Origin of the sequence: Phocaeicola dorei (assembly GCF_013009555.1) — a bacterium.
Lineage (GTDB): Bacteria > Bacteroidota > Bacteroidia > Bacteroidales > Bacteroidaceae > Phocaeicola > Phocaeicola dorei.
In genome coordinates, this window is the sequence record NZ_CP046176.1 from 2,008,019 (window position 1) to 2,033,566 (window position 25,548).

22 protein-coding genes are annotated in these 25,548 nt (G+C 45.3%); 10 read left to right on the top strand and 12 right to left on the bottom strand.

Annotated elements, in window-relative coordinates:
• Nucleotides 1-140: 140 nt before the first annotated feature.
• A complete protein-coding gene (locus GKD17_RS08280; RefSeq protein WP_007843883.1) occupies nt 141-359 on the top strand; it encodes a DUF4248 domain-containing protein in 219 nt (72 codons plus the stop codon).
• Nucleotides 360-536: 177 nt separating this feature from the next.
• Here the strand turns inward: GKD17_RS08280 and GKD17_RS08285 are convergent, their stop codons facing one another.
• Nucleotides 537-2,366 carry a YfjI family protein gene (locus tag GKD17_RS08285; protein WP_007838236.1) on the bottom strand — a complete coding sequence of 610 codons (1,830 nt, stop codon included), beginning with the start codon at nt 2,364-2,366 and terminating at the stop codon, nt 537-539.
• A 131-nt stretch (nt 2,367-2,497) separates the two neighbouring features.
• Complete coding sequence (locus GKD17_RS08290) at nt 2,498-3,139, bottom strand: BT4734/BF3469 family protein (protein WP_032936537.1); 642 nt, start codon at nt 3,137-3,139, stop codon at nt 2,498-2,500.
• 507 nt (nt 3,140-3,646) lie between these two features.
• On the opposite strand from GKD17_RS08290, the gene GKD17_RS08295 reads away from it, so the two are divergent.
• The 4 genes from GKD17_RS08295 (at nt 3,647) to GKD17_RS08310 (ending at nt 10,162) form a co-directional block, all read left to right on the top strand.
• A complete protein-coding gene (locus tag GKD17_RS08295; protein WP_227216268.1) occupies nt 3,647-3,856 on the top strand; it encodes a hypothetical protein in 210 nt (69 codons plus the stop codon).
• A gap of 359 nt (nt 3,857-4,215) precedes the next feature.
• Nucleotides 4,216-6,813 (top strand): TonB-dependent receptor, encoded by a 2,598-nt coding sequence (locus GKD17_RS08300; RefSeq protein ID WP_007838243.1) that lies wholly within the window; start codon nt 4,216-4,218, stop codon nt 6,811-6,813.
• 21 nt (nt 6,814-6,834) lie between these two features.
• Complete coding sequence (locus tag GKD17_RS08305; RefSeq protein ID WP_007838245.1) at nt 6,835-8,727, top strand: choice-of-anchor J domain-containing protein; 1,893 nt, start codon at nt 6,835-6,837, stop codon at nt 8,725-8,727.
• A 553-nt stretch (nt 8,728-9,280) separates the two neighbouring features.
• The gene (locus GKD17_RS08310; protein WP_007838249.1) at nt 9,281-10,162 is read left to right on the top strand and encodes an Rpn family recombination-promoting nuclease/putative transposase; all 882 of its coding nucleotides are present in this window, start codon (nt 9,281-9,283) and stop codon (nt 10,160-10,162) included.
• 72 nt (nt 10,163-10,234) lie between these two features.
• On the opposite strand, the gene GKD17_RS08315 is transcribed toward GKD17_RS08310, so the two are convergent.
• Nucleotides 10,235-10,786 carry a 30S ribosomal protein S16 gene (locus tag GKD17_RS08315; protein ID WP_007838250.1) on the bottom strand — a complete coding sequence of 184 codons (552 nt, stop codon included), beginning with the start codon at nt 10,784-10,786 and terminating at the stop codon, nt 10,235-10,237.
• A 207-nt stretch (nt 10,787-10,993) separates the two neighbouring features.
• On the opposite strand from GKD17_RS08315, the gene GKD17_RS08320 reads away from it, so the two are divergent.
• On the top strand, nt 10,994-11,476 hold the full coding sequence (locus GKD17_RS08320) for a ferritin (protein ID WP_007838252.1): 483 nt from the start codon (nt 10,994-10,996) through the stop codon (nt 11,474-11,476).
• A 262-nt stretch (nt 11,477-11,738) separates the two neighbouring features.
• On the opposite strand, the gene GKD17_RS08325 is transcribed toward GKD17_RS08320, so the two are convergent.
• The 7 genes from GKD17_RS08325 to GKD17_RS08355 form a co-directional block, all read right to left on the bottom strand.
• Nucleotides 11,739-12,584 (bottom strand): alpha/beta hydrolase, encoded by an 846-nt coding sequence (locus GKD17_RS08325; RefSeq protein WP_007838253.1) that lies wholly within the window; start codon nt 12,582-12,584, stop codon nt 11,739-11,741.
• Nucleotides 12,585-12,617: 33 nt separating this feature from the next.
• Nucleotides 12,618-14,609 (bottom strand): OPT family oligopeptide transporter, encoded by a 1,992-nt coding sequence (locus GKD17_RS08330; RefSeq protein ID WP_007838254.1) that lies wholly within the window; start codon nt 14,607-14,609, stop codon nt 12,618-12,620.
• 85 nt (nt 14,610-14,694) lie between these two features.
• Nucleotides 14,695-15,456, bottom strand: a complete 762-nt coding sequence (locus GKD17_RS08335) for a hypothetical protein (protein WP_007843891.1) — start codon at nt 15,454-15,456, stop codon at nt 14,695-14,697.
• Nucleotides 15,422-16,228 (bottom strand): metallophosphoesterase family protein, encoded by an 807-nt coding sequence (locus tag GKD17_RS08340; RefSeq protein ID WP_007838256.1) that lies wholly within the window; start codon nt 16,226-16,228, stop codon nt 15,422-15,424. The genes GKD17_RS08335 and GKD17_RS08340 overlap by 35 nt, the downstream gene beginning before the upstream one ends.
• Nucleotides 16,229-16,436: 208 nt before the next feature.
• Nucleotides 16,437-16,850 carry a DUF1573 domain-containing protein gene (locus GKD17_RS08345; protein ID WP_007838258.1) on the bottom strand — a complete coding sequence of 138 codons (414 nt, stop codon included), beginning with the start codon at nt 16,848-16,850 and terminating at the stop codon, nt 16,437-16,439.
• 94 nt (nt 16,851-16,944) lie between these two features.
• Nucleotides 16,945-17,298, bottom strand: coding sequence for a diacylglycerol kinase family protein (locus tag GKD17_RS08350; RefSeq protein WP_007838259.1), 354 nt, complete (start codon nt 17,296-17,298; stop codon nt 16,945-16,947).
• 22 nt (nt 17,299-17,320) lie between these two features.
• Nucleotides 17,321-19,534 (bottom strand): RelA/SpoT family protein, encoded by a 2,214-nt coding sequence (locus GKD17_RS08355; protein WP_005843316.1) that lies wholly within the window; start codon nt 19,532-19,534, stop codon nt 17,321-17,323.
• Between the two features lie 143 nt (nt 19,535-19,677).
• Between GKD17_RS08355 and GKD17_RS08360 the strand changes: the two genes are divergently transcribed.
• Entirely contained in the window at nt 19,678-21,195 is a 1,518-nt protein-coding gene (locus GKD17_RS08360; protein WP_007838261.1) for a DUF4301 family protein, read from the top strand.
• A 118-nt stretch (nt 21,196-21,313) separates the two neighbouring features.
• Entirely contained in the window at nt 21,314-22,564 is a 1,251-nt protein-coding gene (locus GKD17_RS08365) for a PNGase F N-terminal domain-containing protein (protein ID WP_007838262.1), read from the top strand.
• A gap of 107 nt (nt 22,565-22,671) precedes the next feature.
• Here GKD17_RS08365 and GKD17_RS08370 read toward each other — a convergent pair whose 3' ends face one another.
• Both GKD17_RS08370 and GKD17_RS08375 read right to left on the bottom strand, forming a co-directional pair.
• A complete protein-coding gene (locus GKD17_RS08370; protein ID WP_007838264.1) occupies nt 22,672-23,388 on the bottom strand; it encodes a DNA alkylation repair protein in 717 nt (238 codons plus the stop codon).
• Nucleotides 23,389-23,408: 20 nt separating this feature from the next.
• Nucleotides 23,409-23,906, bottom strand: a complete 498-nt coding sequence (locus GKD17_RS08375) for a GNAT family N-acetyltransferase (RefSeq protein WP_007838265.1) — start codon at nt 23,904-23,906, stop codon at nt 23,409-23,411.
• A 178-nt stretch (nt 23,907-24,084) separates the two neighbouring features.
• Here GKD17_RS08375 and GKD17_RS08380 point away from each other — a divergent pair, with 178 nt between their 5' ends.
• Both GKD17_RS08380 and GKD17_RS08385 read left to right on the top strand, forming a co-directional pair.
• Nucleotides 24,085-24,411: a PadR family transcriptional regulator gene (locus GKD17_RS08380; RefSeq protein ID WP_007838276.1), complete on the top strand. Its 327-nt coding sequence runs from the start codon at nt 24,085-24,087 to the stop codon at nt 24,409-24,411.
• Between the two features lie 12 nt (nt 24,412-24,423).
• A complete protein-coding gene (locus tag GKD17_RS08385) occupies nt 24,424-25,470 on the top strand; it encodes a PspC domain-containing protein (RefSeq protein WP_007838279.1) in 1,047 nt (348 codons plus the stop codon).
• The last annotated feature ends 78 nt before the right edge of the window (nt 25,471-25,548 follow it).

The window sequence follows — 25,548 nt, forward strand, 5'->3', positions numbered from 1 at the left end:
CGGAAAGGGCAATGACGCGATAAGGTGCGATAGGGTGCGGAATGGTCCGATTTGACGCGATTTGACGCGATTCGCTGTTCATAATGTTTGACGGTCTGCCGGAAAAAGGGTATATTTGTATCAAAACAAAACGAACATACATGGAGAATTTTCAGATAAGAAGTTACGGGAAAAGCGAACTGGCCCTGTGCTACAGTCCCGATATTACCGAGAGTGCCGCACGGCGCAAACTGATGCGCTGGATAGACCGCAAGCCGGGACTGATGGGGGCGATGCGGGCTGCCGGATACAATGAGCTGTCACACACTTTCCTGCCCCTTGAGGTGAAACTTATCGTAGAGGCGTTGGGGGAGCCCTGAGGATGCTGGAAGATCCACGGGAATGCCGGGGATTCTCCGGGAGCACTGGAAGATCCACGGGAATACCGGCATCACAACCGGAGATGCGAAACGCAGACGCAGACGCAGCAGACGCAGGTCCTTTTTTCTCACACACGCGCACGTACCTTATATATGCATGTGCGCATGTTTTCTTTGTTACCTTTGTTTTTTTGAGTAGACTCCTTTCCCTTTCACCATCACCATATTCAGCGCGCCTTTTTCCCTCAGGCGCTGTATCCAGCTGCGTGCGGTGTTGACCGGGATATTCAGCTTCTCCGCTTGCTCCATCACCATCTGTTTGGTGAATTCTTGCGGCAGGGCCGCATACAGCATCTCACGGTCCGCTATTCCCCGGCTGTTCAGTTCCGTACTTTTGTCCAGGAACGAAAGTATGTGCGTGGCATGAAGGTACAGGGGCTCGCACAAAGCCAGCACGGCACGGAAGTCCTCATCGGTGATGGACAGGTTATGCCGGGTGATGATACCGTCCTTCAGGTTTTCGGGGTTTATAGTGGGATCCGGTACGGCCAGCGAGGGAATTTCCAGACTGCGCAGCAGCGCCGTGATACACATCATGCGGCACAGGATGGTCCCCATACGCATCACCGAAGCAGACATCTCTTCGCCCGTCACTAGAGAAGAGCGGTAGAACAGGGCGCTGAAGTGCCCGTTGAACTCATCTTTCTGCTGCTGGGTGAATTTCAGGGTGAACAGTCCTTTCTTCTTCAGCTCGTCCCTGCTGGCCTTCCATTCGTGTCCCATCCGGATGAACTCTGCTTCCACGTCCAGTTCATCTTCGCCGAACTGGTCTTTCCATTCGCCTACACGGGGCATGTAATAGAATATGTTTCGCGAGAACTGTCCGTTCTCCGGCGAGGAGATGAGCGGCTTTATCTGTGCGGGCGTGCCCGAGAGGAGTACGGACAGGTAACAGGCGGTGGTTTCCTTGTATTCCCGGTCTGTGCGGCGGTTGTAGGACAGGCGGTCGTGGTCGAACGCCTTGCGCAGCGTGTCGCTCCAGTTGCCGAATTCCGTCCCTATGGCCGTCGATACGGTGTCCGCCTCGCTCTCGCAGATAATCCCCGTTCCGTCCGAGTCTATCAGGTTTTGCAGCAGTCCCGTGCCCGTGTTGTTGCCGGGGATGATGAACATGCGGTTGGGCGGCGCCACGGGCGGCTCCTTGTCCTTGCGTGCCTTCCCCAGCGCTTCGTAGGCTCTTAGCTCCTTGCGGTAAGCTTTCATGCTCTCCGCCACCTGCCGGCGTATTTCCTCGTGTATGGGCTCTATGAGTTTGCGTACCCATACCAGTACACTCTTCCCTGCGGCGGCATGGCCCGTGATGAAGGTCTGCAGGCAGGGATACTGCCATTTGTCCCCGTACTTGCAGCGTACGATGTGCGACAGTGAGGCGCCCAGCACCGTCATTGCTCCCAGCAGGAGCACATCATGCTGTGCCGGGGTCTTGGCAAAGGAGAGGATGCTCTTCAGCGGTTCGGGCCAGTCGTGATCTTGCGGAAAGTAGGGTAGGGGAGAGAGGGGTTCCGTTCCCTTCATTTCCTTTTCCTCTTCCTCGTGCTTCTTTTTTCCTGTTTCTTTTTCTTCATTCTCCACCTTATTATATCGCGCGCACGTGTGTGAGAAAAAAGGACCTGCGTCTGCTGCGTCTGCGTCTGCGTTTTTGTGAGAGGGGGCGACTCTCACTCCGCACATTTCCGCCAGGTGGAACACGCTTCCCAGGTGGATGTCGCCCTTGCAGGTGTGCAGGGCGTTGCTGAACAGTTTCTCCGCCGCCGCACTGTCATACTTGGGCGAGAGGCTGCACAGGCTCATGAAATCCGCACGGCCCGCCTCGCCGCAGTCCGTGGCGATGGCAAATGCCAGTTGGGTGTATTCCAGATAGGTGGGCGCGATGTCCGCGTGTGATGCCTGTACCGCCTCCGTCAGGCGGTGCAGTTCTTCCAAAAGATTGTTTTTGTAATGATTCATATTCCTTTTTATGTTAATTTGGTTTCGGTATAAGAATACCTCGTTTCTGAATGATTCTGAATAAGCGGCCCGTTGGCCCGTGTGCTGCTATGCCCGTTGGCCGCGCTCTGTTCCGCATGGGGATTGGCACATTAGCCCATGGGCGTCTTGACTCTCATCAAGGCCCTTTCGTCATGCGACAGGAAGCAGGCCCGCACCAGGTCTTTGCCCGAGTAGTCCACTCCTTTGCCCTTGTCTTTGTCCGAGCAGTCGCCATACCTCAGGCGGGCGTACTCCATCAGCCAGTAGATGTTCTCGGCCGCATTCTGTTTCACGTCGCTTGTCCGGCCGAGATCGTAGGGCACGAAAGCCTTCACGCCGTGTCCTCCGGGGCTTACGAACACCAGTTCGGGCAGCAGGAAAGGGTCGTCGAACAACTGCCGGCGCATCCTTTCGGCCTCCTCGCGGCTGTCCAGATGATCCAGATCCAGTATGCTCAATCCCGAAGGAGCCAGCAGCCGGTCGCTCCGGCGGTAGCTGAAAGTTCCGCAGGGGGTGACGTATGGCAGGGTGCTCTGTTTCAGCCTGCGGTACTCCTTCTCGTCACCGTATGCGGCGGCTGCGGCTTCGGTCAGTTTCTTCAGCCGCGGGCTGCCGGTGACTATGTTCCATACTTCCTCCAAGGTCAGTTCCTTGTGAGGGACGAGCGTGGTAGGCGTCACGTTTTTCCCGTTAGCGTCCTTCACCGGCGAGATGGGGGGAAGGAAAAAAGATAGTTTACGTTCTTGATTCATGATTCGTTTTATTAAAAAAGTATTAATTTTGCATCCGCATTTTTTTTGCGTCCTCTGAATTTCTTCCCGAAGGTAGGAAGAACGGATTAAATGACGGGATGGAAGGTGTAACGGCTGCGAGAGGCCGGAAAGGTAGTATGACAAAAGACTTTTTATCGTGGGGAATACCGTTTTTATAAAGATTCCGGCATTGGCAATCAGTAGCTTATGCACGGGCCGTGTTAATGGGTTGCATCGTGGAAACGTGCCCGTAACCTCTTGTAAAGGCATCCTGCTTTTTCTTCTTTCAGTCCCATTGTGAAGTAACGTGAAAAAAAAGAGGTTTATTTAATATTTTACAACTTAAAACAAATTTAAAATGTCTAATGCAGAGTGCAGTTTCCCCAAATTGGGAGAGTTTTTAGAGTTATTGATGAATCGGTTGAAGATAACGAAGGTGCGTGTTCTCGGAGATGAGCATGTGGGGCCGGATACTTACGCCTCCCTAAAAAGGGGGTGGATTTGAAAGTGAGTTATTATATTCATTTTGCCGACCATCTGCTGAAAGCGAAGGGCGAGGAGGTGTTCCGCCGCGTAGTGCAGGAGGGAGTGGATGCCTATATCAATAACTGGAAGCGGAAAGAGGCAGCCGAGGAAAAGGCGTACGAGCTGAAGAAACAGGCCGAGAAGCTGGAGGCGCTGAGGGAGAGGATGAAGCAGCATAAGGATATCCTGTAAGGCTGTTTTTTTCGTTTTCTTTTTGCTCTGTCATTGGGGAAGTGAGAGAGTCTGAATGAAAATGACCTGTTGTCTTGCTGTAGGGGGCGGGCCTGATTTGTCCGGACCGGCCGGTCACGGCCCATTTGCCCCCTACAGTAATCATGTGGCAGTTGCTCTGGAACTTCCGGGCAGTTTTCCCCTCTCCTGAGGCGGCTTTTTGTCCCTTTCTTAACATAATTGTCATATTCCGCCTAAAAAGTACCCTTTTCGTTTAAATAGTCTAATATAAATGCAATTTATATGAATTAAAGTTTTATCTTTGTCTTTCCTATTGGGAATGAAATACTAACTAATTAATTTAAATCAAAGACAAAATTATGAGAAATCATCTAAAGCATTTCCTCCTGTTGGCAGTTCTGACAATCTGTTTCACTGCTACGGCTGTTGCGCAAGGAACAGTAAAAGGTAAAGTAGTAGATGCCGAGAACAATGAGCCATTGATTGGTGCCACTGTATCGGTCAGCGGTACGACACTGGGTACTGTAACGGATATGGACGGTAACTTTGTGTTGAAACTTACCTCTTCCAAGGCTACTCTTATATTCAAGTACTTGGGGTACAACGAAATTACGCATCAAGTAAAAGGAAGCAATACGATAGACTTGGGTGAGGTCAAGATGTCTCCTGATGCTATTGGTTTGGGTGAGGTCAGTGTTATTGCCTCTATTATAAAGAGTGACCGTCAGACCCCTATTCCTATTTCTAACGTGAAACTGGCCAAGATAGAGGAGAAAATAGGTAATCTGGAATTCCCCGAATTGCTGAAATCAGTTCCTTCGGTGTATGTAACCCGTGAAAGCGGTGGTTATGGTGATTCCCGTATCAATATGCGTGGTTTTGATTCGTCCAACCTGGGCGTGCTGATCAATGGTGTGCCCATCAACGGCATGGAAAACGGTAAGGTTTATTGGTCTAACTGGTCCGGTTTGTCTGATGTGAGCCAGTTTATCCAGGTACAGCGTGGTTTGGGTGCGTCAGCTTTAGGTATTTCTTCTGTGGGAGGAACCATGAATATGGTTACTAAAAGTACCGAAGCCCAGAAAGGCGGATCAGCTTATTTCGGTATCGGTAACGACGGTTTCCGCAAGTATTCGGTTTCTTTCTCTACCGGATTGATGGACAACGGATGGGCTATTACATTCATGGGGTCGCTGAATACGGGAGATGGTTACGTGAAAGGTACCAATTATGAAGGATGGACTTATTTTGGAAATATCTCGAAGGTAATCAACGATCATCATAAATTGTCATTGACAGCTTTCGGAGCTCCCCAGTGGCATAACCAACGTTCCACCATGCACTATATCGAGGATTACAAGAACAGCCCCGATGGCGGACGCTTCAATAATGGATACGGTTACATCAACGGTGAATTGATAGGTGGGGGATACGGATACAACTATTACCATAAACCTCAGGTTTCTTTGAACCATTACTGGACTATCGACGAGAAATCGACACTGACCACTTCTCTATATGGCTCTATGGCTACAGGTGGAGGACGCCGTGCCCGTGGTGCGATGAGCAATTGGCTGACTATTGATAACAACACCGGCCGCCCTAAAGACGGTGCGATGATGACTCCGGACGGATTGTTTGATTACGAGCGTGCTATGGCTGCCAATGCGGCTTCTCAGAACGGGTCGCAGGTGATCTTTACCAATGCTGTCAATGACCATGACTGGTATGGCATGCTGAGTTCCTATAAGAATCATCTGACTGAGAACCTGACTCTTACGGGAGGTATTGACTTACGTTACTATAAAGGGTATCATACAGAGGAAATTGATGATTTGCTGGGTGGTGAGTTCTATCTGCAGACCTCGCCGCTGGCATTCCAAACCAAGAACCAGCTGCTGAAAGTGGGTGACAAGTTCAATTACTATAGCATTGGAGAGATATTCTGGGGCGGTGTTTTTGCACAGGCTGAATATAATACCGATAAGTGGTCGGGATTCCTGTCGGCATCATTGACCGAAGAGGCTTATAGATACGATGACCGTGGTGGTACGGATTCAAGATACTCTGCCACGGGTGCGGATAAACTGGACAGAGTGTCCAGCCTTCAGAATTTTCTGCCTTGGAGCGTGAAGGGTGGTTTTAACTATAAGTTCAATGACAACCACAATGTATTTGTCAATGCAGGATATTTTACCCGCGCGCCTTTCTTCAACTCTGTCTTTGCAAGCAATACGGCAGCTCCCGAAAAGGATGTACCCTACGAAAAGATTACTACGTTCGAATTGGGTTATGGATTTAGCACGGAACAGGTCAATATTGCATTGAATGGTTATTACACTCAATGGATGGATAAGTCCTTGCGCCGTAAGATCGGTCAGGAATATGCCAACCTTACAGGATTGGACGCAGTCCACATGGGTGTGGAACTGGAAGCGACTTACCGTCCTGTCAAGTCCTTTGAATTGAAAGGTATGTTCTCTTTAGGCGATTGGAAATGGAAAGATGATATTCATTTCACTATGTATGATGAAGCGAATAATCCTATCGGAACATACGACGCTTATCTGAAAGATGTCCATGTGGGTAACTCCGCACAGCTCACTTCCGCATTGAGCGCCTCTTGGGAACCGTTCAAAGGATTTAAAATCTCGGCCGACTACAACTTCTTCGGCAAGAACTATGCAGACTTCGATCCTCAGAACCGGGTGAATGAAGCAGACGCCGGTATTGACTCCTGGAAGTTGCCGGATTATGGTACGATTGATTTGGGTATGAACTATCGTTTCAATATCACCAAAGATATCCGTGCCATCGTATACAGTAATGTATATAATTTGACTAATACGGAATATATAGCCGATGCCAAGGACGGTACGAACCATGACTGGAAAACTGCATTGGTATATTACGGCTTCGGTACTACATGGTCTGCCGGTTTTAAAGTAATCTTTTAATCTCTAAAATAGTCAATAAATATGAAGTTAAAATATAATTTAATTGCATGGTCTCTGTTGGGATTCTTTGCTGCGGCATGTGATCCCATGGACGATATTTATAATGAAATCGATGCGGAAGGTACAACGAACACCCAGACGATGGCGGAATATGTACTGACTGATGCCGATTACGAAACGATCAGCTCTGCGGCGGCGAAGGCTGCCACTTCGGATGCTGAAAAAGCATTGGCGAATGCCGTCAAGACGGATAAGGCTTTGAACGAGTTTGCATCGGCCGAGAAGTATGTTCCTTCCATCATCGCGAAGATGTTGCCTTCATGGGGGAAAGGCTCTTCGGTAGGAGTGACCTATAACTATCAGAATACTCCTTCCGATTACGTACTGGAGTATAGGACAGTAACTAATACTTCTTTGGGTGATAAGGATTATGAGGCCCTGTGGGGCGAAGGCTCTCCCGTGAAGTTCCTGGCTCCGGCACATGCTCCGGCTACCGTATTGCCCGAGTGGCTGGCCGGTCAGTATAAGGATGCGGCAAAAGGTGATCTTGTGCTGGTAGATTACAAATATGACGATGTTGATCCTGAATTTACAGGGGAGGACTTGTACTCTCAGGACTTTGAGTCGGTTACGGCCAATGAGGATATCGTGTTGGAAGGCTGGGAGCAGGTGACTCTGAAAGGCGATAGAAAATGGCAGGGAAAAAACTATAGTAGTAATGGTTACGCACAATTCTCGGCCAATGGCTTTGAGGGTGAGGTGGATACTTGGCTTGTTTCTCCGGCAGTAGCAGTGACGAGCAAAGATGCCGGACTGTCTTTCGACATAAAGTTCGGATACTATAATGCGGATTGTCTGGATGTATTGGTTTCCGATACATATGCGGGAAATGGTTCGATTGATATGGCACAGTGGACTAGCGTGAAAGACCAGTTTACTTTCCCTGAAGGACCTGCCAACGGTTACAATGATAATTTTGTGAATGTAGGGAAAGCCGGTCTGGAGGCATACAATGGCAAAAGCGTTTATGTTGCGTTCCGCTATGTAGGCGAGGGGCCCAAGGCGAAAACCACGACTGTTCAGCTCGATAATGTAAGTATTTCATCGGCTGTATTGGCTCCGACGAATGAAAAGCCTTATAATGCATTGTATCAGTTTGACGGAACGGATTGGAAGGTTAAAGAAGATAGCAGATTGGTTGTAGTGACTCCTGCCGATTATGACGCTATGGGAAGCCCGGGCAGTCATGATAACTTCAGCACTTCGGATGCTCCGGAGAATTATCTGCCCCAGTTCCTGGCTCAGAAATTTCCATATGCCCAGGAAGGGGATTCAAAAGCCGTCATGTACAAATATTATAATAAGGTAACGACGATGGAGGTGGACGAGTATTTGTTCAAGGAGGGTACATGGGTTCTGAATAACAATATTGAACTGAAAGAAAAAGTGAATTTTGTACATAATGGAACCGAGTGGTTGTTTGATCCGACGGTAACGAAATCATTGGCTTCCGAAGATTATTTGATTTTGGAAAATTGGGTGAAAGCGAATAAGGATGCCGGGTATATGGATGCCAAATATGGAAACTCGGAATACTGGTTCGGTGGCAGCTCTTATTATGTAAACTTCAATATCCAGTTGGCTAAACGCCGTTCGAATGACCCCGACGGGGTGGTTCCGGCAGATGATAAAGAGGCTGAGACTTATTTGTTGTCTATGGTTCAGGAGGGTATTGAACTGATCTTGGCAACAGAGTATCCTACAGCCGGCGCGCAAGTAAGTGGGGTTGATTGTTTCTATGTCATTTCTGCAAAAGTGTATAATGGGCTTGAAACATTTACTTATACTTATACTTTCAAAGGTTTAGGAAATGCTAAATTTGAACTGCAAGGTGAACCTGAAGTAACAAAATAAGGTTTTAAACTTGAAGATAAATAAAGTGGGTGTCAAAAACTCAGTTTTTGAAAATATGAACTTATAATCTGAAATTTGAGCATCCTAAAAGACTAAAGAAAGGGTCGTATCATTACTCCATACAGAGTTTGATACGACCCTTTTAAGTGTTATAGTTACTATCTGTAACTTTTCGGAGCAGTCATTCTAGTTTTTGGACACGTTTCTTTATTGTTGCTTACAGTTTATAAGTAGAGAATGTGAACTCATTTTGGGGGGTAGAAAAGTAATGATCTTAAATCTGTTGAATGATATTTCTTTGAATATTTACAGACTGTAAGTTAAAAACATAAGGAGTTGACCGGCGGAACAGCCCTTTTTCTTTTTTATTACGAAACTCTTTATACAGTTATTTCCGTCTTTGTATAAACGCTTTCCCCCTATAGAGGTGAGTGACATATTGGAACATTAACAATTTATTAGCAGATAACTTTCTTGAAATCCGCTTTTTTTTCGTTCCTTTGTATTGAACTGCTTTCAACAGAGTTAAAACAACTTTAAATATCAAACGCTTATGTGTAGTGAAGGATTGCGTGAAAGATATGTAAATCCCTATACGGACTTTGCATTCAAATTATTGTTTGGAACCGACTTGAACAAAGAAATTCTTATTGGCTTCCTGAATGCCTTGTTCGACGGCAAGCAGGTCATTGAGGATGTCACCTACTTGAACACAGAGCATCTGGGCAGCAAAGAGACTGACCGCCGGGCTGTCTTTGATGTCTATTGTGAAAATGAAAAAGGAGAAAAGATTCTGATAGAAATGCAGAGAGGGGAGCAACAGTTTTTCAAGGACCGGAGTATTTACTATGCTACCTATCCTATCAGGGAACAGGCTATTAAAGGGGAAATCTGGGACTATGAACTGAAAGCGGTGTATGTGATCGGTATTTTGAATTTTGCCTTGGATGATGTTTCGTCTTCCAGCTTCCGCCATGAAGTGAAGCTGATGGATACAACTACTCATGAAGTGTTTTTTGACAAACTGACTTTTGTGTATCTGGAAATGCCCAAATTCCATAAAACCGAGCAGGAGTTGGATACGTTGTTTGATAAATGGATGTTTGTGCTCAAGAATCTGGCCCGTTTGATGGAACGCCCCACTGCCCTTCAGGAACGTGTGTTCAACCGGCTGTTTGAGGCTGCCGAAATTGCTCAGTTCTCAAAAGAGAACCTTTATGCCTATGAGGAGAGTTTGAAAGTATATAGAGATTGGAACAATGTGATTGATACAGCTATTCAGAAAGGCATTGCGAGAGGGATGGAGGAAGGCATTGCGAAAGGTGAATGGATGAAAGCCCAAACTATTGCAGGAAATTTAAAGAATGCCGGGCTTTCCATAGCTGAAATCGCAAAAGTTACCGGACTTTCGGAAGATGAGATAAACTCCCTTTGATTCTTCGGATAAGAGCATAAAAAAACTCCTCTGATATAATCAGAGGAGCTGTTCTTTTTGAAGTAAAATGAGTTATGCTTCAGCAGGAGCTTCAGTAGTTTCAGCAGCAGGTGCTTCTTCAGCAGGAGCGTTAGCGGCTTCTGCTTCAGCCTTGGCAGCAGCTTCAGCAGCTTTCTTTTCAGCTACTTTCTTGGCAATTTCTTCATTTACTTTCTTTTCAGCTTCCAAACGAGCTTTTTCTTCAGCTTTCTTTGCTTCGTCCAGTTTAGCCTTCAAAGTAGCCAGACCGGATTGTTTGTTGTTTTTCCAAGCTTCGAATTTAGCTTCAGCTTCTGCTTCTGTGAATGCGCCTTTGGCAACACCCCCCAGCAAGTGCTTTTTCATGTAAACACCTTCTTTTGACAGGATGTTACGTACTGTATCAGTAGGCTGTGCACCGCACATTACCCAATGAAGTGCGCGTTCAAAATTCAAATCTACTGTGGCAGGATTGGTATTAGGGTTATAAGTACCAATTTTTTCAGTAAATTTACCATCACGTGGAGCTCTTACGTCTGCGATAACGATTGAATAAAACGCATAGCTTTTGCGTCCGTTTCTTTGCAATCTGATTTTAGTTGCCATTTCTAAATAATGTTTTTATAATTAATGATTTGAATTAATGCTAATAACCCGTATTAGCGGGTGCAAAGGTAAGACTTTTCTTTTGAACCGCAAAGATTTGGATGAGATAAAATATAATTTTTATAAAAAGGTGGACAGACATAGTGTTAATCGCTAGAAAAATTATATATTTGCAACAGTTACAATTTAACTAAAAATAAAAGAATTATGATTTCACAAAAATTACAAGACGCAATTAATGCTCAGATTGTAGCCGAAATGTGGTCGGCCAATCTTTATCTTTCCATGTCTTATTTTTTCGCTGCGAAAGGCTATGAAGGTTTTGCTTCATGGATGAAAGCGCAGGCTCATGAGGAGAATGATCACGCTGATATGTTGGCGCAATATGTGATGAAACGTGGCGGACAAGCCAAGGTGGGGGCTGTGGATGCTGTTCCTCAGGAATGGGCCTCTCCGCTGGATGTGTTCGAGCATGTATACAAGCATGAATGCCATGTTTCCGAATTGATTGACAAACTGGTAGATGTTGCTTCTGCTGAAAAGGACAAGGCTTCTCAGGATTTCTTGTGGGGATTTGTACGCGAGCAGGTGGAAGAGGAAGCTACCGTTCAAGGTATTTTGGACAAGATCAAGCTGGGTGGTGATGTGGCTTTGTATCACTTGGATATTCAGCTTGGCGCAAGAAAATAAGCGATAAGAGAAACGAATGCCTGTTTTTTTGTCTTTTGCAGATAAAGATGCAGGTGTTTATTGGAAATAGAAAGTGGGTGTGTCCCAATTCAGTTTTTGGAAATATGAACTTATAATCTGAAAATTGAGCATCCTAAAAGACTAAAGAAAGGGTCGTATCATTACTCCATACAGAGCTTGATACGACCCTTTTAAGTGTTATAATTACTATCTGTAACTTTTAGGAGCAGTCATTTTTGTTTTGACACGCCTCCTTGCTTTTTTACAGTATTTCTCTCAGCCATTTTTCTAATTCTCCCGTCCATTGGCGCTTATAGGTAAAGCTGTCGCGGAAGCCCCAGCCGTGGCCGCCGATAGGATAGGTGTGGAGGGAAGCAGGGACTTTATTCTTTACCAGCGCCAGGTAATAGCTCACGCTGTTGCTGACGGGTACAGCTCCGTCATCGCTGCTATGCATGATGAAGGCGGGAGGAGTGTCGCCTGTTACTTGCAGTTCATTGGAGTAAAGTCTCACTAGCTCTTCTGACGGGCTTTTTCCTAAAAGATTGTCACGTGAGCCCTTATGGCAGTTGGACAGATCCATGCTTATGACGGGATAAAACAGGATCTGAAAATCCGGACGCGTTCCGGCTGTATAGTGGGTGGCTGCCGTACTGGCCAGATGTCCGCCTGCAGAGGCCCCCATGATACCCACTTTTTGAATATGCCATTCGTTGGCGTGTTCTCTCATCAGCCGGATAGCCTGATGGGCGTCGCTCAACGGTACATCATGGTGTCCGTTTGGCATACGGTATTTCAATACGGCGTATGTGATGCCTTGTGCGTTGAACCAGTCTGCCATATCGTGCCCTTCGTGATTCATTGCCAGGCGTATGTATCCCCCTCCGGGACAAGCCACGACGGCCAGTCCGTTCGGTTTGGCTGCCGGATAAACGGTAAGGGTAGGCTCGCTGACATTGGAAATCCGGTTGTTCTCTAATTTCTGCTCGGGGGTGGTGATGCCGTTGGAGTTGGGGACGCCATCGGGCCATAATTCCAACTCTACAGGTTTCTGGGCAGACAATGCGGTAGAGATTGCAAGTAAACTCATTAGTAAGATTCGTTTCATATAGCTTTTATTTTCACGGTATTTGAAAAAGGGTTATTTTTTCTTGATATGCATACTGGCTTTAACCAGCCATATGATCAGGAGGATATAGGCGACTATTGACAGTACTTCGCTCAACGGGTTGCTCAGCCATTCTTCATTGACCAGATTGATACCGCCAAAGCGCATGGCGGCACTGACAACCCCCATCAATGCGCCTCCGGCTATGAATCCGGATGCCAGCAAAGTTCCCTTCTCGCCACGTTCGGCGTTCACCGCCTCGTCTTTGCTGCGGGTAGTGACATACCAGTTCACCGCTCCGCCTACCAGCAACGGCAGGTTCAATTCCAGTGGAATGAACATACCCAGCGCAAAAGCCAGTGCGGGTACTTTGAAGTAGGTCAGCACCAATGCCAGTACGGCGCCTATTCCGTAAAGCAGCCAGGGAGCGCCTACACCGTTCATCAACGGGTCTATTACGGCTGCCATCGCGTTGGCCTGCGGAGCTGCCAATGCGCCGGTGGAGAAGCCGTAGGTCTTGTTCAGGATCATGATGACGCCGCCCACAGTTGCTGCCGATACCAGTGTGCCGAGGAATTTCCATGTTTCCTGTTTGGCAGGAGTACTGCCCAGCCAGTAACCTATTTTCAAGTCTGTGATGAACCCGCCTGCCATAGAGAGTGCCGTACAAACCACACCACCCATAACCAGTGCGGCAACCATGCCGGTAGCGCCTTTTAGTCCAACGGCAACCATTACTACCGAGGCAAGTATCAGTGTCATCAGTGTCATTCCCGATACTGGGTTAGTGCCGACTATGGCGATAGCGTTGGCGGCTACGGTGGTGAACAGGAATGCAATGCCGGCTACGAGCAGGATGGCTACAATGCTGTGTAATACATTTCCATGCATCACATCAAAAAAGAAGAACAGTAAGATCAGCAGGATGGTGAAGATGGAACCGAAGGCGATCACTTTCATGGAAAGGTCTTTTTGCGTGCGGATGACGTTTGCTTCCACCTTCTTGCCGCCCATCTCTTTGGCGGCCAGTCCCACAGCACTCTTTATAATGCCCCATGAGCGCACGATACCGATCACACCGGCCATGGCGATACCACCGATACCGATACTTTTGGCATATTCCTTGAATATAAGTTCGGGTGACATTTCGCTAATGGTTTGTGTCAAGGCCGGATTCCATGCATTCAGCACTTGATCGCCGAACAACAGGGCCATACCCGGAACAATAACCAGCCATACCACTAATGAACCGGCACAAATGATAGCCGCGTATTTCAAGCCGACAATATAGCCTAAGCCTAATACTGCCGCACCGGTGTTTATTTTCATCACCAGTTTGGCTTTTTCGGCAACCATCTCACCCCAGCCGCATACGCGGGTGGTGAAGTTTTCATTCCACCAGCCGAATGTGGCTACAATGAAATCATACAGACCTCCTATTAGCCCTGCAAAAAGCAATGGCTTTGCCTGGCTTCCGCCTTTCTCGCCGGAAACAAGCACTTGCGTACTGGCAGTGGCTTCGGGGAAGGGATATTCGCCATGTTTGTCGCTGACGAAATATTTACGGAAGGGGATGAGGAACAGGATTCCCAGAATACCTCCCAGCAGTGAGCTGACAAACATCTGAAAGAAGTTGACTGTCATTTCGGGGTATTTGTCCTGCAATATATAAAGGGCGGGCAATGTGAAGATGGCTCCTGCCACTATGACTCCCGAACAGGCACCGATGGATTGGATGATGACATTCTCACCTAACGCGTTTTTACGCTTGGCGGCTCCCGATACACCTACGGCGATGATGGCGATAGGGATGGCGGCTTCAAAAACCTGTCCCACTTTTAATCCCAGGTAAGCTGCGGCCGCCGAGAATAATACCGCCATGGCGATACCCCATAGCACAGACCATAGGTTTACTTCGGGATATTTTTTGTTTGGTGACATGATGGGGTGATATTGTTCCCCCGGTTTCAGAGGTCGGAACGCGTTATCGGGCAATCCAACCGATTTTTCTTCTTCTTGTTTCATGTTTCTCTATGTTATTATTTTTGAAATTTATCATAATAAATGCCCAAAAATAGTGAAAAAATAGAGAAACATCCTCATGATTTGATTAGAATATCTGAAATTTCAATCCAAATGATAGTCTCAGATAGTCATCGGGTTTCAAATAACTGTTGTTGAACGCACTGACAACGTATAAATCGCATGTGCTGATTTCGTAGAATGCGGTGATACTTTTAGAGAACTTCCGGTACTTTTCGGGCACGTCGAAACGGACGCGTTGTCCCAGAAAGATATGGGTGCGGATACGGGTGGAAAATCCGTAGTATCCACGGGGATAGCGCTCGGGTTCGCTTGTCCAGAAATCATCGCTGAATACGGTGTTGAAATAGATTCCGGTAGTCAGCGGTTCCAGCGAGAAGTCTTTGCCCAGCCAGATACTCCACGGGATATAATTCTGTTTCAAGGTCATGGTCATCTTGAAATGTTTGGATGAGTAGCGGGGGATGAAGCCCAAAAGAAGATCGGTTTCCCATTGGCCTCTTTTTCCATAATCCCAGCCTATGCCCCAGGATAACAGGCCCATTCCACCGGCGTACTGTAATTTGGTGTGGGTGGGGATCAAAGCTTCCCACGCACGCCTGTAACGGTGTACGCGCTTGTCGTATTTATGGTGCCGGTTTGGCATTTGGGTTACAATATCTTCCTCTTGGTTTTGAACGGAAGGAGAGGGGACAAGTATGCTGTCTTTGGATAAGATGGAGTAAAGTGTATTATTTTCTTGGGCTTGTGCCGTAAAAGGCAATAGTGGCCACAATAGGTTCAGAAATATCTTTTTAAAATTCAACTGTTTCATAATCGTAGGTTCCATCTTCTTTAATGGTGAATAATAAGTAGATGCGTTTGTCTATGCAGGGGCATTGGAAATACAGAACTCCGTCGTTGAATAGATCATCTACTGCGAATTTGTGTTCATGGCCGTAAAGACAGAACTGGACTTTGGGGAACTGGTTGACGTATAGTTGGAAGATTTTTGCTACATTGTTGTTGAATACAAATTCAAAAGGTTTTACGTGCATTGCGAATACCGTTTTTTCTATTTCAGGCGACAGGTTGTTCAGTTCATTTTCTATAAAGTTGAAATCGGGAACCGGTTCCGAATAATCATATTCCATCGCATTGGTATTGAGGCAGATAAAGCGTACATTTCCGGCTGTGAAGGCGAAGTTGGGATCTCCATAAATGGCCCTGTATGCGTCTTCACCTGTACCCAGACAGTCGTGATTGCCTAAAAGGCATACGTAGGGCATCTGGAATTTGTTAAATATGTCCCGCATCCATATGAATTCTTTTGTGACACCGAAGTCGGACTGGTCTCCTCCGTGAATGACAAAGTCTATGTCACCACGGGCATTGAGGGCTTTTACAACATCCTCGGTAGAGTTGTACCATCGTTGGGTATCACTGATCATGGCAAAGCGGATTGTTTTTTTGCCTTGCATTTTGTTTTCTATCAACTGGATGTTTTTGTTGTTCAGTTCTCTTTCTCCTGTAATATGTACATCGTATGGATGGGTTTCCAGCATGTCACAGCCACTGAAACAGAGGGCCAGTAGGACAAAGAATAATAGCTTGTTTGTCATTGTTCTCTTAAATTTGCTGCAAAGTACGTTATTTTAATCAGAATAAGAGTGGCTTATTATTGGGGAAAAATGTTCTTTTTTTCTTATTTTTTTGTTTTTACTTGCATACAGGCAGGCGGGGCAGTGTTTTCCGGATATAAAAAGAGGATGTATCAAACTCGAATCTTCTTTTGTTTTGATACATCCTCTCTCTTATGATGTGAGAATTCTATTCGGCAGCTGTGCCTTTCGGGGTCATGTCACCTTCTATATAAAGACGTGTCATCTCATTTTTCCCGTTTGTGCGGATAGTGATTGATTTCTTGAAATGTCCCGGAAATTTGCCGGCTCCATTATAAGTCACTGTTATCTGTCCGCTTTCACCCGGTTTGATGGGCTCTTTAGGATATTGGGGAACAGTACATCCGCAAGATGCAATCGCTTGATGGATGACTAGGGGACCATCTCCCGAATTTTTGAATTTGAAAACACAGGTAACTTTCGGGCTTGACTCGGGAAATGAACCGAAATTATGTGTTGTTTTCTCAAAGGTTATTTCTGCTTCTCCTTGAGATTGCCATACGGCTGCGTATGTGGTTAACCCTATAATCAACAATAATGTTGAAAGCAAAATTTTCTTCATTAGTTCCACTGTTTAAAAATTATCGGGGCTAAATTACTGTTTTTTTTATAAAAGGTCTTTAACTGTTAGTGAAATAAATGGTAAATTAACACCTTTAAAAATAAGGGACAAAGATTATCAACCCTATGATGGCGGCAAATATGGCGCAAATCAGTACGGCTCCTGCTGCTATGTCCTTTACGTCTCCGGCCACAGGATGGTAGTCCGGGGATACCAGGTTTACCAGGCGTTCTATGGCTGTGTTGAATGCTTCGGCAGCCAGTACCATTGCAAAGCACAGGAGGATGACAAGCCATTCGGTGCGTGTTATTTCCAACCGGATGCCTGCAATGGTTACGGCGATGATGGCTGTGCAATGTATCCAGGCATTGTGTTCCTTACTTAAAAAACTACATACGCCTTTCCAGGCGTATGTAAAGCTTTTTAGTCGTTTATGCAGTTCATTCATTTTTTTTAAGCTTGGGATGGGTTTATCCTCTGTTTACCTGTTTTACTCCTTTTACTGTCTTTATCTTTTTTACTAATGATTCCAGCTTTGAAGTGTCATCTACCATTACGGTCATCATGCCGCTGAACAGCCCGTCGTGCGAGTCGATGCTGATGGAACGGAGCAGGATATCGTTTTCCTTATTGATAATGGAGGTGATATTTGTCACAATTCCTATATCATCATGACCGACGATGCGCAGCGTGATGGGGTATTGTTTGCCGTGGCTTTTTCCAGCCCAACGCGCCTTTACGATACGGTAGGCAAAACGTGATTGCAATTCTCGTGCGTTAGGGCAGTCGGTACGGTGTATTTTGATTCCTCCGCTGATGGTTACAAACCCGAATACATCATCGCCATAGATAGGGTTACAGCATTTGGCTAATTTGAAGTCCAGTCCTTTCAAATTCTGATCAATGACCAGCACGTCCTCTTTGAAGGTCTTGTCATCCTGTGCTGTCTGCATGCTGAAATTCTCGGCGCTGCGATAGACAATATCTTCCCGGTTTTCCGTTTCCTTTTTCTTCAGTTCCAGGTATTTTTCGATGATGTCGTTCGCATCTCTTGTCTCGTTGGCTATGTCCTGGTAGAACTCGGTTACGGTTTTGTATCCCAGCTTTTTTATCAGGCGCATCATCACTGCTTCGTCGTATTCCAGCTTGCGGTTCTTGAATTTACGTTCTATGGTCTCTTTGGCGAACTCTGTCTGGCGGGCTTCTATCTCTTTGATGGCCTGGCGTATTTTGGTTCTTGCCTTCGAAGTGGTGACGATGTTCAGCCAGTCGCGTTTGGGTGTCTGGGTGTTTGAAGTCATGACTTCTACTTGGTCGCCGCTGTTCAGCGTTTGCTTTAATTGTGCGTTCTTTCCGTTCACCTTTGCTCCGATACACTTGGAACCCAGTTTGCTATGGATGGCGAAGGCAAAGTCCAGTACGGTCGCTCCTTTCGGCATCTTGTACAAGTCACCTTTGGGGGTGAATACGAATACTTCGTCTTCGTATAATTCCAGTTTGAACTGGTCCATCACTTCCAGGTCACTGTCGGCGTTCTCCAGTGTTTCCCGGATGGAGGTCAGCCATTCATCTAAACCGCTTTCTCCTTTTACGCCTTTGTAACGCCAGTGGGCTGCCAGACCACGTTCTGCTATCTCGTCCATGCGTTCGGTGCGTATCTGTACTTCCACCCATTTGCCTTCAGGCCCCATTACAGTGGTGTGTAAGGATTCGTATCCGTTACTTTTGGGTACGGAGAGCCAGTCGCGCAGACGTTTGGGATTGGGCATATACATATCGGTCACAATGGAATATACCTGCCAGCATTCTTGTTTTTCCTTGTCGACGGGAGAGTCCAGAATGATTCGGATGGCAAACAAGTCATATACTCCTTCGAAGGGACATTTCTGTTTCTTCATTTTCTGATAGATGGAATGGATGGACTTGGTACGCCCTTTCATGTGGAACTTTAATCCTGCTTCTTCCAGCTTGTGCTGTATCGGTTCGATAAAGGCGGCTATGTATTTGTCACGGGAGGCTTTCGTTTCGTTCAGTTTGTCCTTTATATGATAATATACGTCGTGTTCGGTATATTTCAAGGAAAGGTCTTCCAGTTCCGATTTCAGTTTGTATAGCCCCAGCTTATGTGCCAGCGGTGCGTACAGATAGGCAGCTTCGTTGGCTACTTGGGTGCGTGCTTCTATATTGGGAGTCTCCTTTATCTGTCTCATCAGGTTCACGCGGTCTGCAATGATGATCAGAATAACACGCATGTCTTCGGCAAAAGAGAGTAGCAGGTTGCGGAAATTTTCCGATTCTATGGTAGGGCTTTTGGAGTATAGCTCATTGATTTTCACAAGACCGCGTATGATCCCCGCTACATCCTCTCCATATTCCTGTTGTACAGATGCTAAGGTGCATAAATGGTTCTTTACCGATTCGTGCAGCATGATCCCCAGGATGGAAGCCCGTTTCATCCCAATTTCTTCGGCCACGATGACGGCGGTCTGCATATCTTTGATGATAGGATTCATCCCGAAACAATTTCGTGGCAGGTTACCTTCGGCAACTGCTTTTATGAGGTGTATTTTTAACTTATGGCAATCACCCTTCTGCAAGGTGTCGCCGGATAATTGCAGCAATCGTTTATAGAGGGCGAACAGTTGCTCACGCTCTTTGGCTGTGAAAAATGCTTTTTCTTCCATAACACGTGAAATCTTTTCGAGGGTAAAGGTAGTTTTTTTCTTTATTTATTAGGTAGTGTTCTCGCATTTTTTTGTATTTTTGGGCAATTAATAGTGAAAGAATAAGGTAACAATTTATTTAAACCATATAAAATCATGTACTTATGTTAACACCTGAAGACAAAGACTTATTAGTGAAAAAAGGAATTTCCGAGCAGCAGATTGCAGAACAACTGGCTTGCTTTGAAAAGGGTTTCCCATTTTTGAAGCTGGATGCGGCCGCTTCTGTTGAAAAGGGAATCATGGCTCCCGCCGAAATTGAAATGAAAAATTATTTGGAAGCATGGGATACATATAAGGAAGGTGAGAAAACCATCGTGAAGTTTGTACCCGCCTCTGGTGCTGCCAGCCGCATGTTCAAGAATTTGTTCGAATTCCTGGGGGCTGATTACAATACTCCGAAGACAGATTTCGAAAAGAAATTTTTCGACCATATTCATAGCTTCGCATTCTACAATGACTTGAATGCGGCTTGTATGGATAATACAGGAAAGAATATTGATGCTTTGATGGCCGGGAAGGATTATAAACCTATAGTAGCCAATCTGCTGGAAGCTGCCGGCTTGAACTATGGGGCATTACCGAAGGGGTTGTTGAAATTCCATCGGTATGCGGATGGTGTGCGTACGCCGCTGGAAGAACATTTGGTGGAAGGCGCGTTGTATGCGGCAGGCAGAACCGGAAAAGTGAATGTGCATTTCACCGTTTCTACGGAACATCGTGAATTGTTCACAAAGCTGGTGGAAGAGAAGGTTGCCGTTTATGCAAAGAAGTATGGAGTAGAATATGATGTGTCATTTTCTGAACAGAAACCGAGTACGGATACGGTTGCTGCCGATATGGAGAACAAACCTTTCCGCGATAAAGGCAAACTGTTGTTCCGTCCGGGAGGGCATGGCGCGCTGATTGAGAATCTGAATGACCTGGATGCCGATGTTATCTTTATCAAGAATATAGATAATGTGGTGCCCGATCGCTTGAAAGAGGATACTGTTACGTATAAAAAGCTGATTGCGGGGGTACTGGTTACTCTGCAGAAGCAGGTATTTGAATATTTGGAATTGCTGGATGGCGGTAAATATACACATGCGCAGCTGGAAGAGATCATTCGTTTCTTACAGCAGACTTTATGTTGCCGCAAACCGGATATCAAGGATCTGGAAGATGCCGATTTGGTTATTTATCTGCGTAAGAAGTTAAACCGTCCGATGCGTGTATGCGGTATGGTGAAGAATGTGGGTGAACCGGGAGGCGGCCCGTTCCTGGCTTATAATGCGGATGGTACTGTTTCACTGCAAATTTTGGAAAGTTCTCAGATTGACATGAATGATCCGGCCAAGAAAGAGATGTTCGAGAAAGGTACTCACTTTAATCCGGTGGATTTGGTGTGTGCGGTACGAGATTATAAAGGAAACAAATTCGACTTGGTGAAGTATGTGGATAAGGCTACAGGTTTTATCTCTTATAAATCAAAGAACGGTAGAGAACTGAAAGCATTGGAACTTCCGGGCTTGTGGAATGGTGCGATGAGTGACTGGAACACTGTTTTCGTTGAAGTGCCGTTGAGTACCTTTAATCCGGTGAAGACTGTGAATGATTTGTTGCGTGAACAGCATCAATAACCCCTTTTTATTGTAGATTACATGGATTTATACAGATCGGAAGATTTGTGTAAATCCGTGTAGTTTTTTTGTGAAATTAATTTATATACCCTTGATTACTAACCTATAATTAAAAAGAATGAACCTGCTGACCTTTATTGCTCCACTGGCTGTGGCGGCAACTTTTATGATGCCGGCCGATGCCGCAAATCACAAAGAATTACCGGCATTGGGAAATACTCATATTCAAGTATTCGACAAGACCCCTGTTTGTTTTCGTCCCGACTCTTTTCCTAATTATACTCCTGCCAATGCTGACGGAGTGATCCGTCTGGTAAACGGGCGTATTATTTTAAAGAAAATAACCTTGCCCGATTACAAAAGAGATGTGGATGTTACCCTGAAAGTAACTGTAGCTTCCAATGGTGACCGTTGGGATAAATCTGGCTCTTGTTTTGTGCTTCCCAAAGAATCGGTGATCAATCTGATGAATATAGCCGAAGGCAAGAGGGCGTTTCCTGCGGTAGACAGTGCCAAATATGAAAAAATGATTGGTATTGTTCCGGGTAAGGATTATGTGCCTACCCTTGAACTGATGCGTTTTATGACCCCGTTCGGTGTGGGGTATTATAGTTCGGATAATGATTCTTTGAGCAGCAAGAGACGTCCTGTATATATCCCGAAATGGGAAAAGAGTGTGACTTGGGTGCAGGATATTACCGATCTTTATCCGGCATTGGAGAGAGAGGCATACGTGGGAATTTATATTGATACATGGACTGCCGAGGGGTATGTGGCCAGCATGGAATTGGACGTGAAGGAGAGTAAGATCACTTGCGACGTGATGCCGGAGCGCCGTGTGAAGCCTTTGATGAATACGGTGTATTATATCGGACAGACTTATCCGGATATTTTCTCACGCAAAGATGTGGTGATGGATTTTGATATGTCGAAAGCTGCCAAGAATGTTCGTTTGAAGTATATTGTTACAGGTCACGGGGGGCATAGTGGCGGAGATGAGTTTGTGGAGAAACGAAACATTGTGTCTGTTGATGGCAAGGAGGTGTTGAATTTCATTCCTTGGCGTGACGACTGTGCTTCTTTCCGCCGTTTTAACCCAGCTACGGGAGTATGGCTGATACCACGAGTTGCCGCATATATAGGTGATAAGGGTTATACGACAAAAGAGATTGAAGAACCTTTGGCTTCTTCAGATTTATCCCGTTCCAATTGGTGTCCGGGTAGCGATGTGATGCCTGAGGAGGCTGTTATTGGTGACTTGCCGGCCGGTAAACATTCTTTTAAGGTAAGTATCCCTGAGGCACAACAGGTGGATGGCAATAAATTGAATCATTGGCTGGTTTCAGCTTATTTGGTTTGGGAGGAATAACTTTTCCCAATTATTAATAGCTGCTGGAGCAGTTTGAATCTTTCCGAATATGAATGGTGAATTTCTTTCGGAAGGATTCAAATCCTCTTTGCGGTAAATAATGAACATTATTTGTTTTTTCTTTTCATGCTGCGGATGATTTCTTTGTCCTCCGTGCTTACCCGATAAGATTCTATGATTTTTTGTAGCGCTTTATTGTAGGTAAAGTCATCTAAATGATTTTCCTTCAGATAGTTCACCGTCTTTTGAGGAAATTTGACATAACATACGGATAAAGCCCATGCTACAGCCATCTTCACATAATATCCTTCGTGACTGATCCGGTCCATCCATTGCAATACGTTGTTTATATACTCTTCGTCAATATAATGAGCCATTGCCATTACTACTCCGAAACGTATCTCATATTCTTTGTCGGATTTCATCCAGTTTTCCAAAAATAGCCAGACCCTTTTCTTGTTCTTGTCAACAAACCGTTGTTTGCCGTAAAAGTCAAAAGTGTCACAAACAGACCAACTGTTGATGATGGTAACAAACCGGGCAACCAGTGAAAGATATGCTTCTATGTCTTTCATTTTCAGATTGCTTATTACCATACCTTGCAACATACGTTCTTCCATATAATAAGTATCCGCAGTCTGTAGATAACTCTCCCAGTCATCTTTGGCAATTTGTGCTCCTAACCGCCTTAGGGCAGGGATGCGGATACCCAATACATTTTCTATTCCCGGATGCAGCGATTCGGTGAACTTTTTATTTCCATTTTCTGCCAGTTGCAGCAAATTTTCTTTTATGGTCAATCCGTTGATACGATATTCGTCCATTTTGTTTTTGTAAGATAGGGTTAGATTTTCAGTCCCATGATATAATCGTTCATATAATATCCGTTGCCTATATAGAAATCTCCTTCTGCAACTTTTTCCATTCCTAAATGTTGGTAGAATTGTAAAGCCTTATTGTTACGGTTTACATTCAAGTGCATTTCGCAAGGTCCGGGATGGATTTCTTTAATTGCTTTGACGGCCTGCTCAAATAGTGCTTTGCCCAACCGGCAACCTTGAAAACGAGGAAGTACATAGATTTTCTGCAGATGAAATAAATGTTCTCCTTCGGGCTGTATGGAAACATATCCGGCAGCTTCTCCATCTTTGTAAGCTATGTAATAGATGTGCCCTTCTTCTTCTATTTGTTTACGCAGATTTTTCGGAGAGTACATCCAGTCCATCATGTAATCCAATTGTTCTTTTGAAAGAATTTCCTGGTAGGTGGCCGGAAATACAATCTGAGCCATCTCGTTAATCAACTGAATATCATTGGTTGTCGCTTTTTGTATGGTAAACATGATCTTTATATCTTTTTAGGGTTATAACGAGAGACAAAGATAAACTTTTTACAACAAAAAAAAGGGGACTTCCTTTCTTTTACTTGTTTAAATATTAATTTATGCAAAATAATAGAACTATGCAATACAAGGTACTGATATAATACATATATTTGTGCCAAACAAAGTATTATAAATTATGAATGTAGACAATGTACGATCTCAGATGCGCAAAGGAATGCTGGAATACTGCATTTTATTGTTGTTGCACAAAGAGCCGTCATATGCTTCGGATATCATTCAAAAATTGAAAGAAGCCCGGCTCATTGTAGTAGAAGGGACGCTTTATCCGCTGCTTACCCGGCTGAAAAACGATGACCTGCTCTCATACGAATGGGTAGAGTCTACTCAGGGACCACCTCGTAAATATTATAATCTCACTCCTCAGGGTGAAATATTCCTTAGCGGATTGGAGACTGCTTGGGAGGAGTTGACGAATACAGTGAATCATTTAAAAAACAATTAAAAACAGGATACAATGAAAAAGACTTTAACCATAAATTTAGGAGGTACCGTTTATCATATAGACGAAGACGCTTACCACTTGTTGGATAATTATTTAGCTAATTTACGCATTCACTTTCGTCGTGAGGAAGGTGCGGAGGAGATTGTACATGATATGGAATTACGCATATCTGAACTGTTTGCTGACCGTTTGAATGAGGGCAAACAGGTTATTACCATTGAGGATGTGGAAGAAATCATAGCCCGGATGGGTAAACCTGAAGAACTCTCTGGTGAAGGGAATGGAGAAACATCCGGTTCGGAAAAGGCAAAAGGGACCACTGTACGCCGTCTGTTTCGTGATCCGGACAATAAAGTGCTGGGTGGTGTGGCTTCCGGATTGGCCGCTTATATGGGATGGGATGTTACTTGGGTACGTATCATTCTATTGGTTCTTGGCTTCTTTGTTCATGGGGTGATATTGGCTTATATCATAGCGTGGATTATTATTCCTATGGCGCATACCGCCCCCGAGAAACTCGCCATGAAGGGGGCTGCTATTAATGTGGAGAATATAGGCAAGACTGTAACAGACGGATTTGAAAAAGTGAATGATTATGTACGCTCAGATCGTCCTAGAAGTATCTTGCAAAAGATAGGGGAGGGGATTGTGTCTGTGGCGGGGTTCCTTATCAAATTCCTGCTTGTTTTCATTGCTATTTGCTGTGCGCCTGTATTGTTTGTATTATTGATTGTCTTTTTTGCATTGCTGATGGCGGCTACGGGGCTGATTGCTGCATTGCCGGCAGTGCTTTATGAGGTGCTGCCTGCAGTTAATTGGGCTACGGTGGGTAGCTCTCCGGGGTTGACTGTCGCTATGTCCGTTGCAGGTATTCTGGTTATCGGTATTCCTATTATAGGACTGATACACATGCTGATGCGTCATTTTGGAGGTTGGCAACCCATGTCCATTGTAACCAAAATTATATTTATCGTATTGTGGCTCATCGCTTTGGGAGTGGGTGTTTTCTTTGTACTGAATGATCCAAATATTGCTTCAATGATATCGTATAGTTTATAAAATACACTATCTTTGCAGATGGAAAGTTGGGAATCAAGAGGTGTCTTGTTCTCAACTCTCCGTTTTTTGTAAGGAATA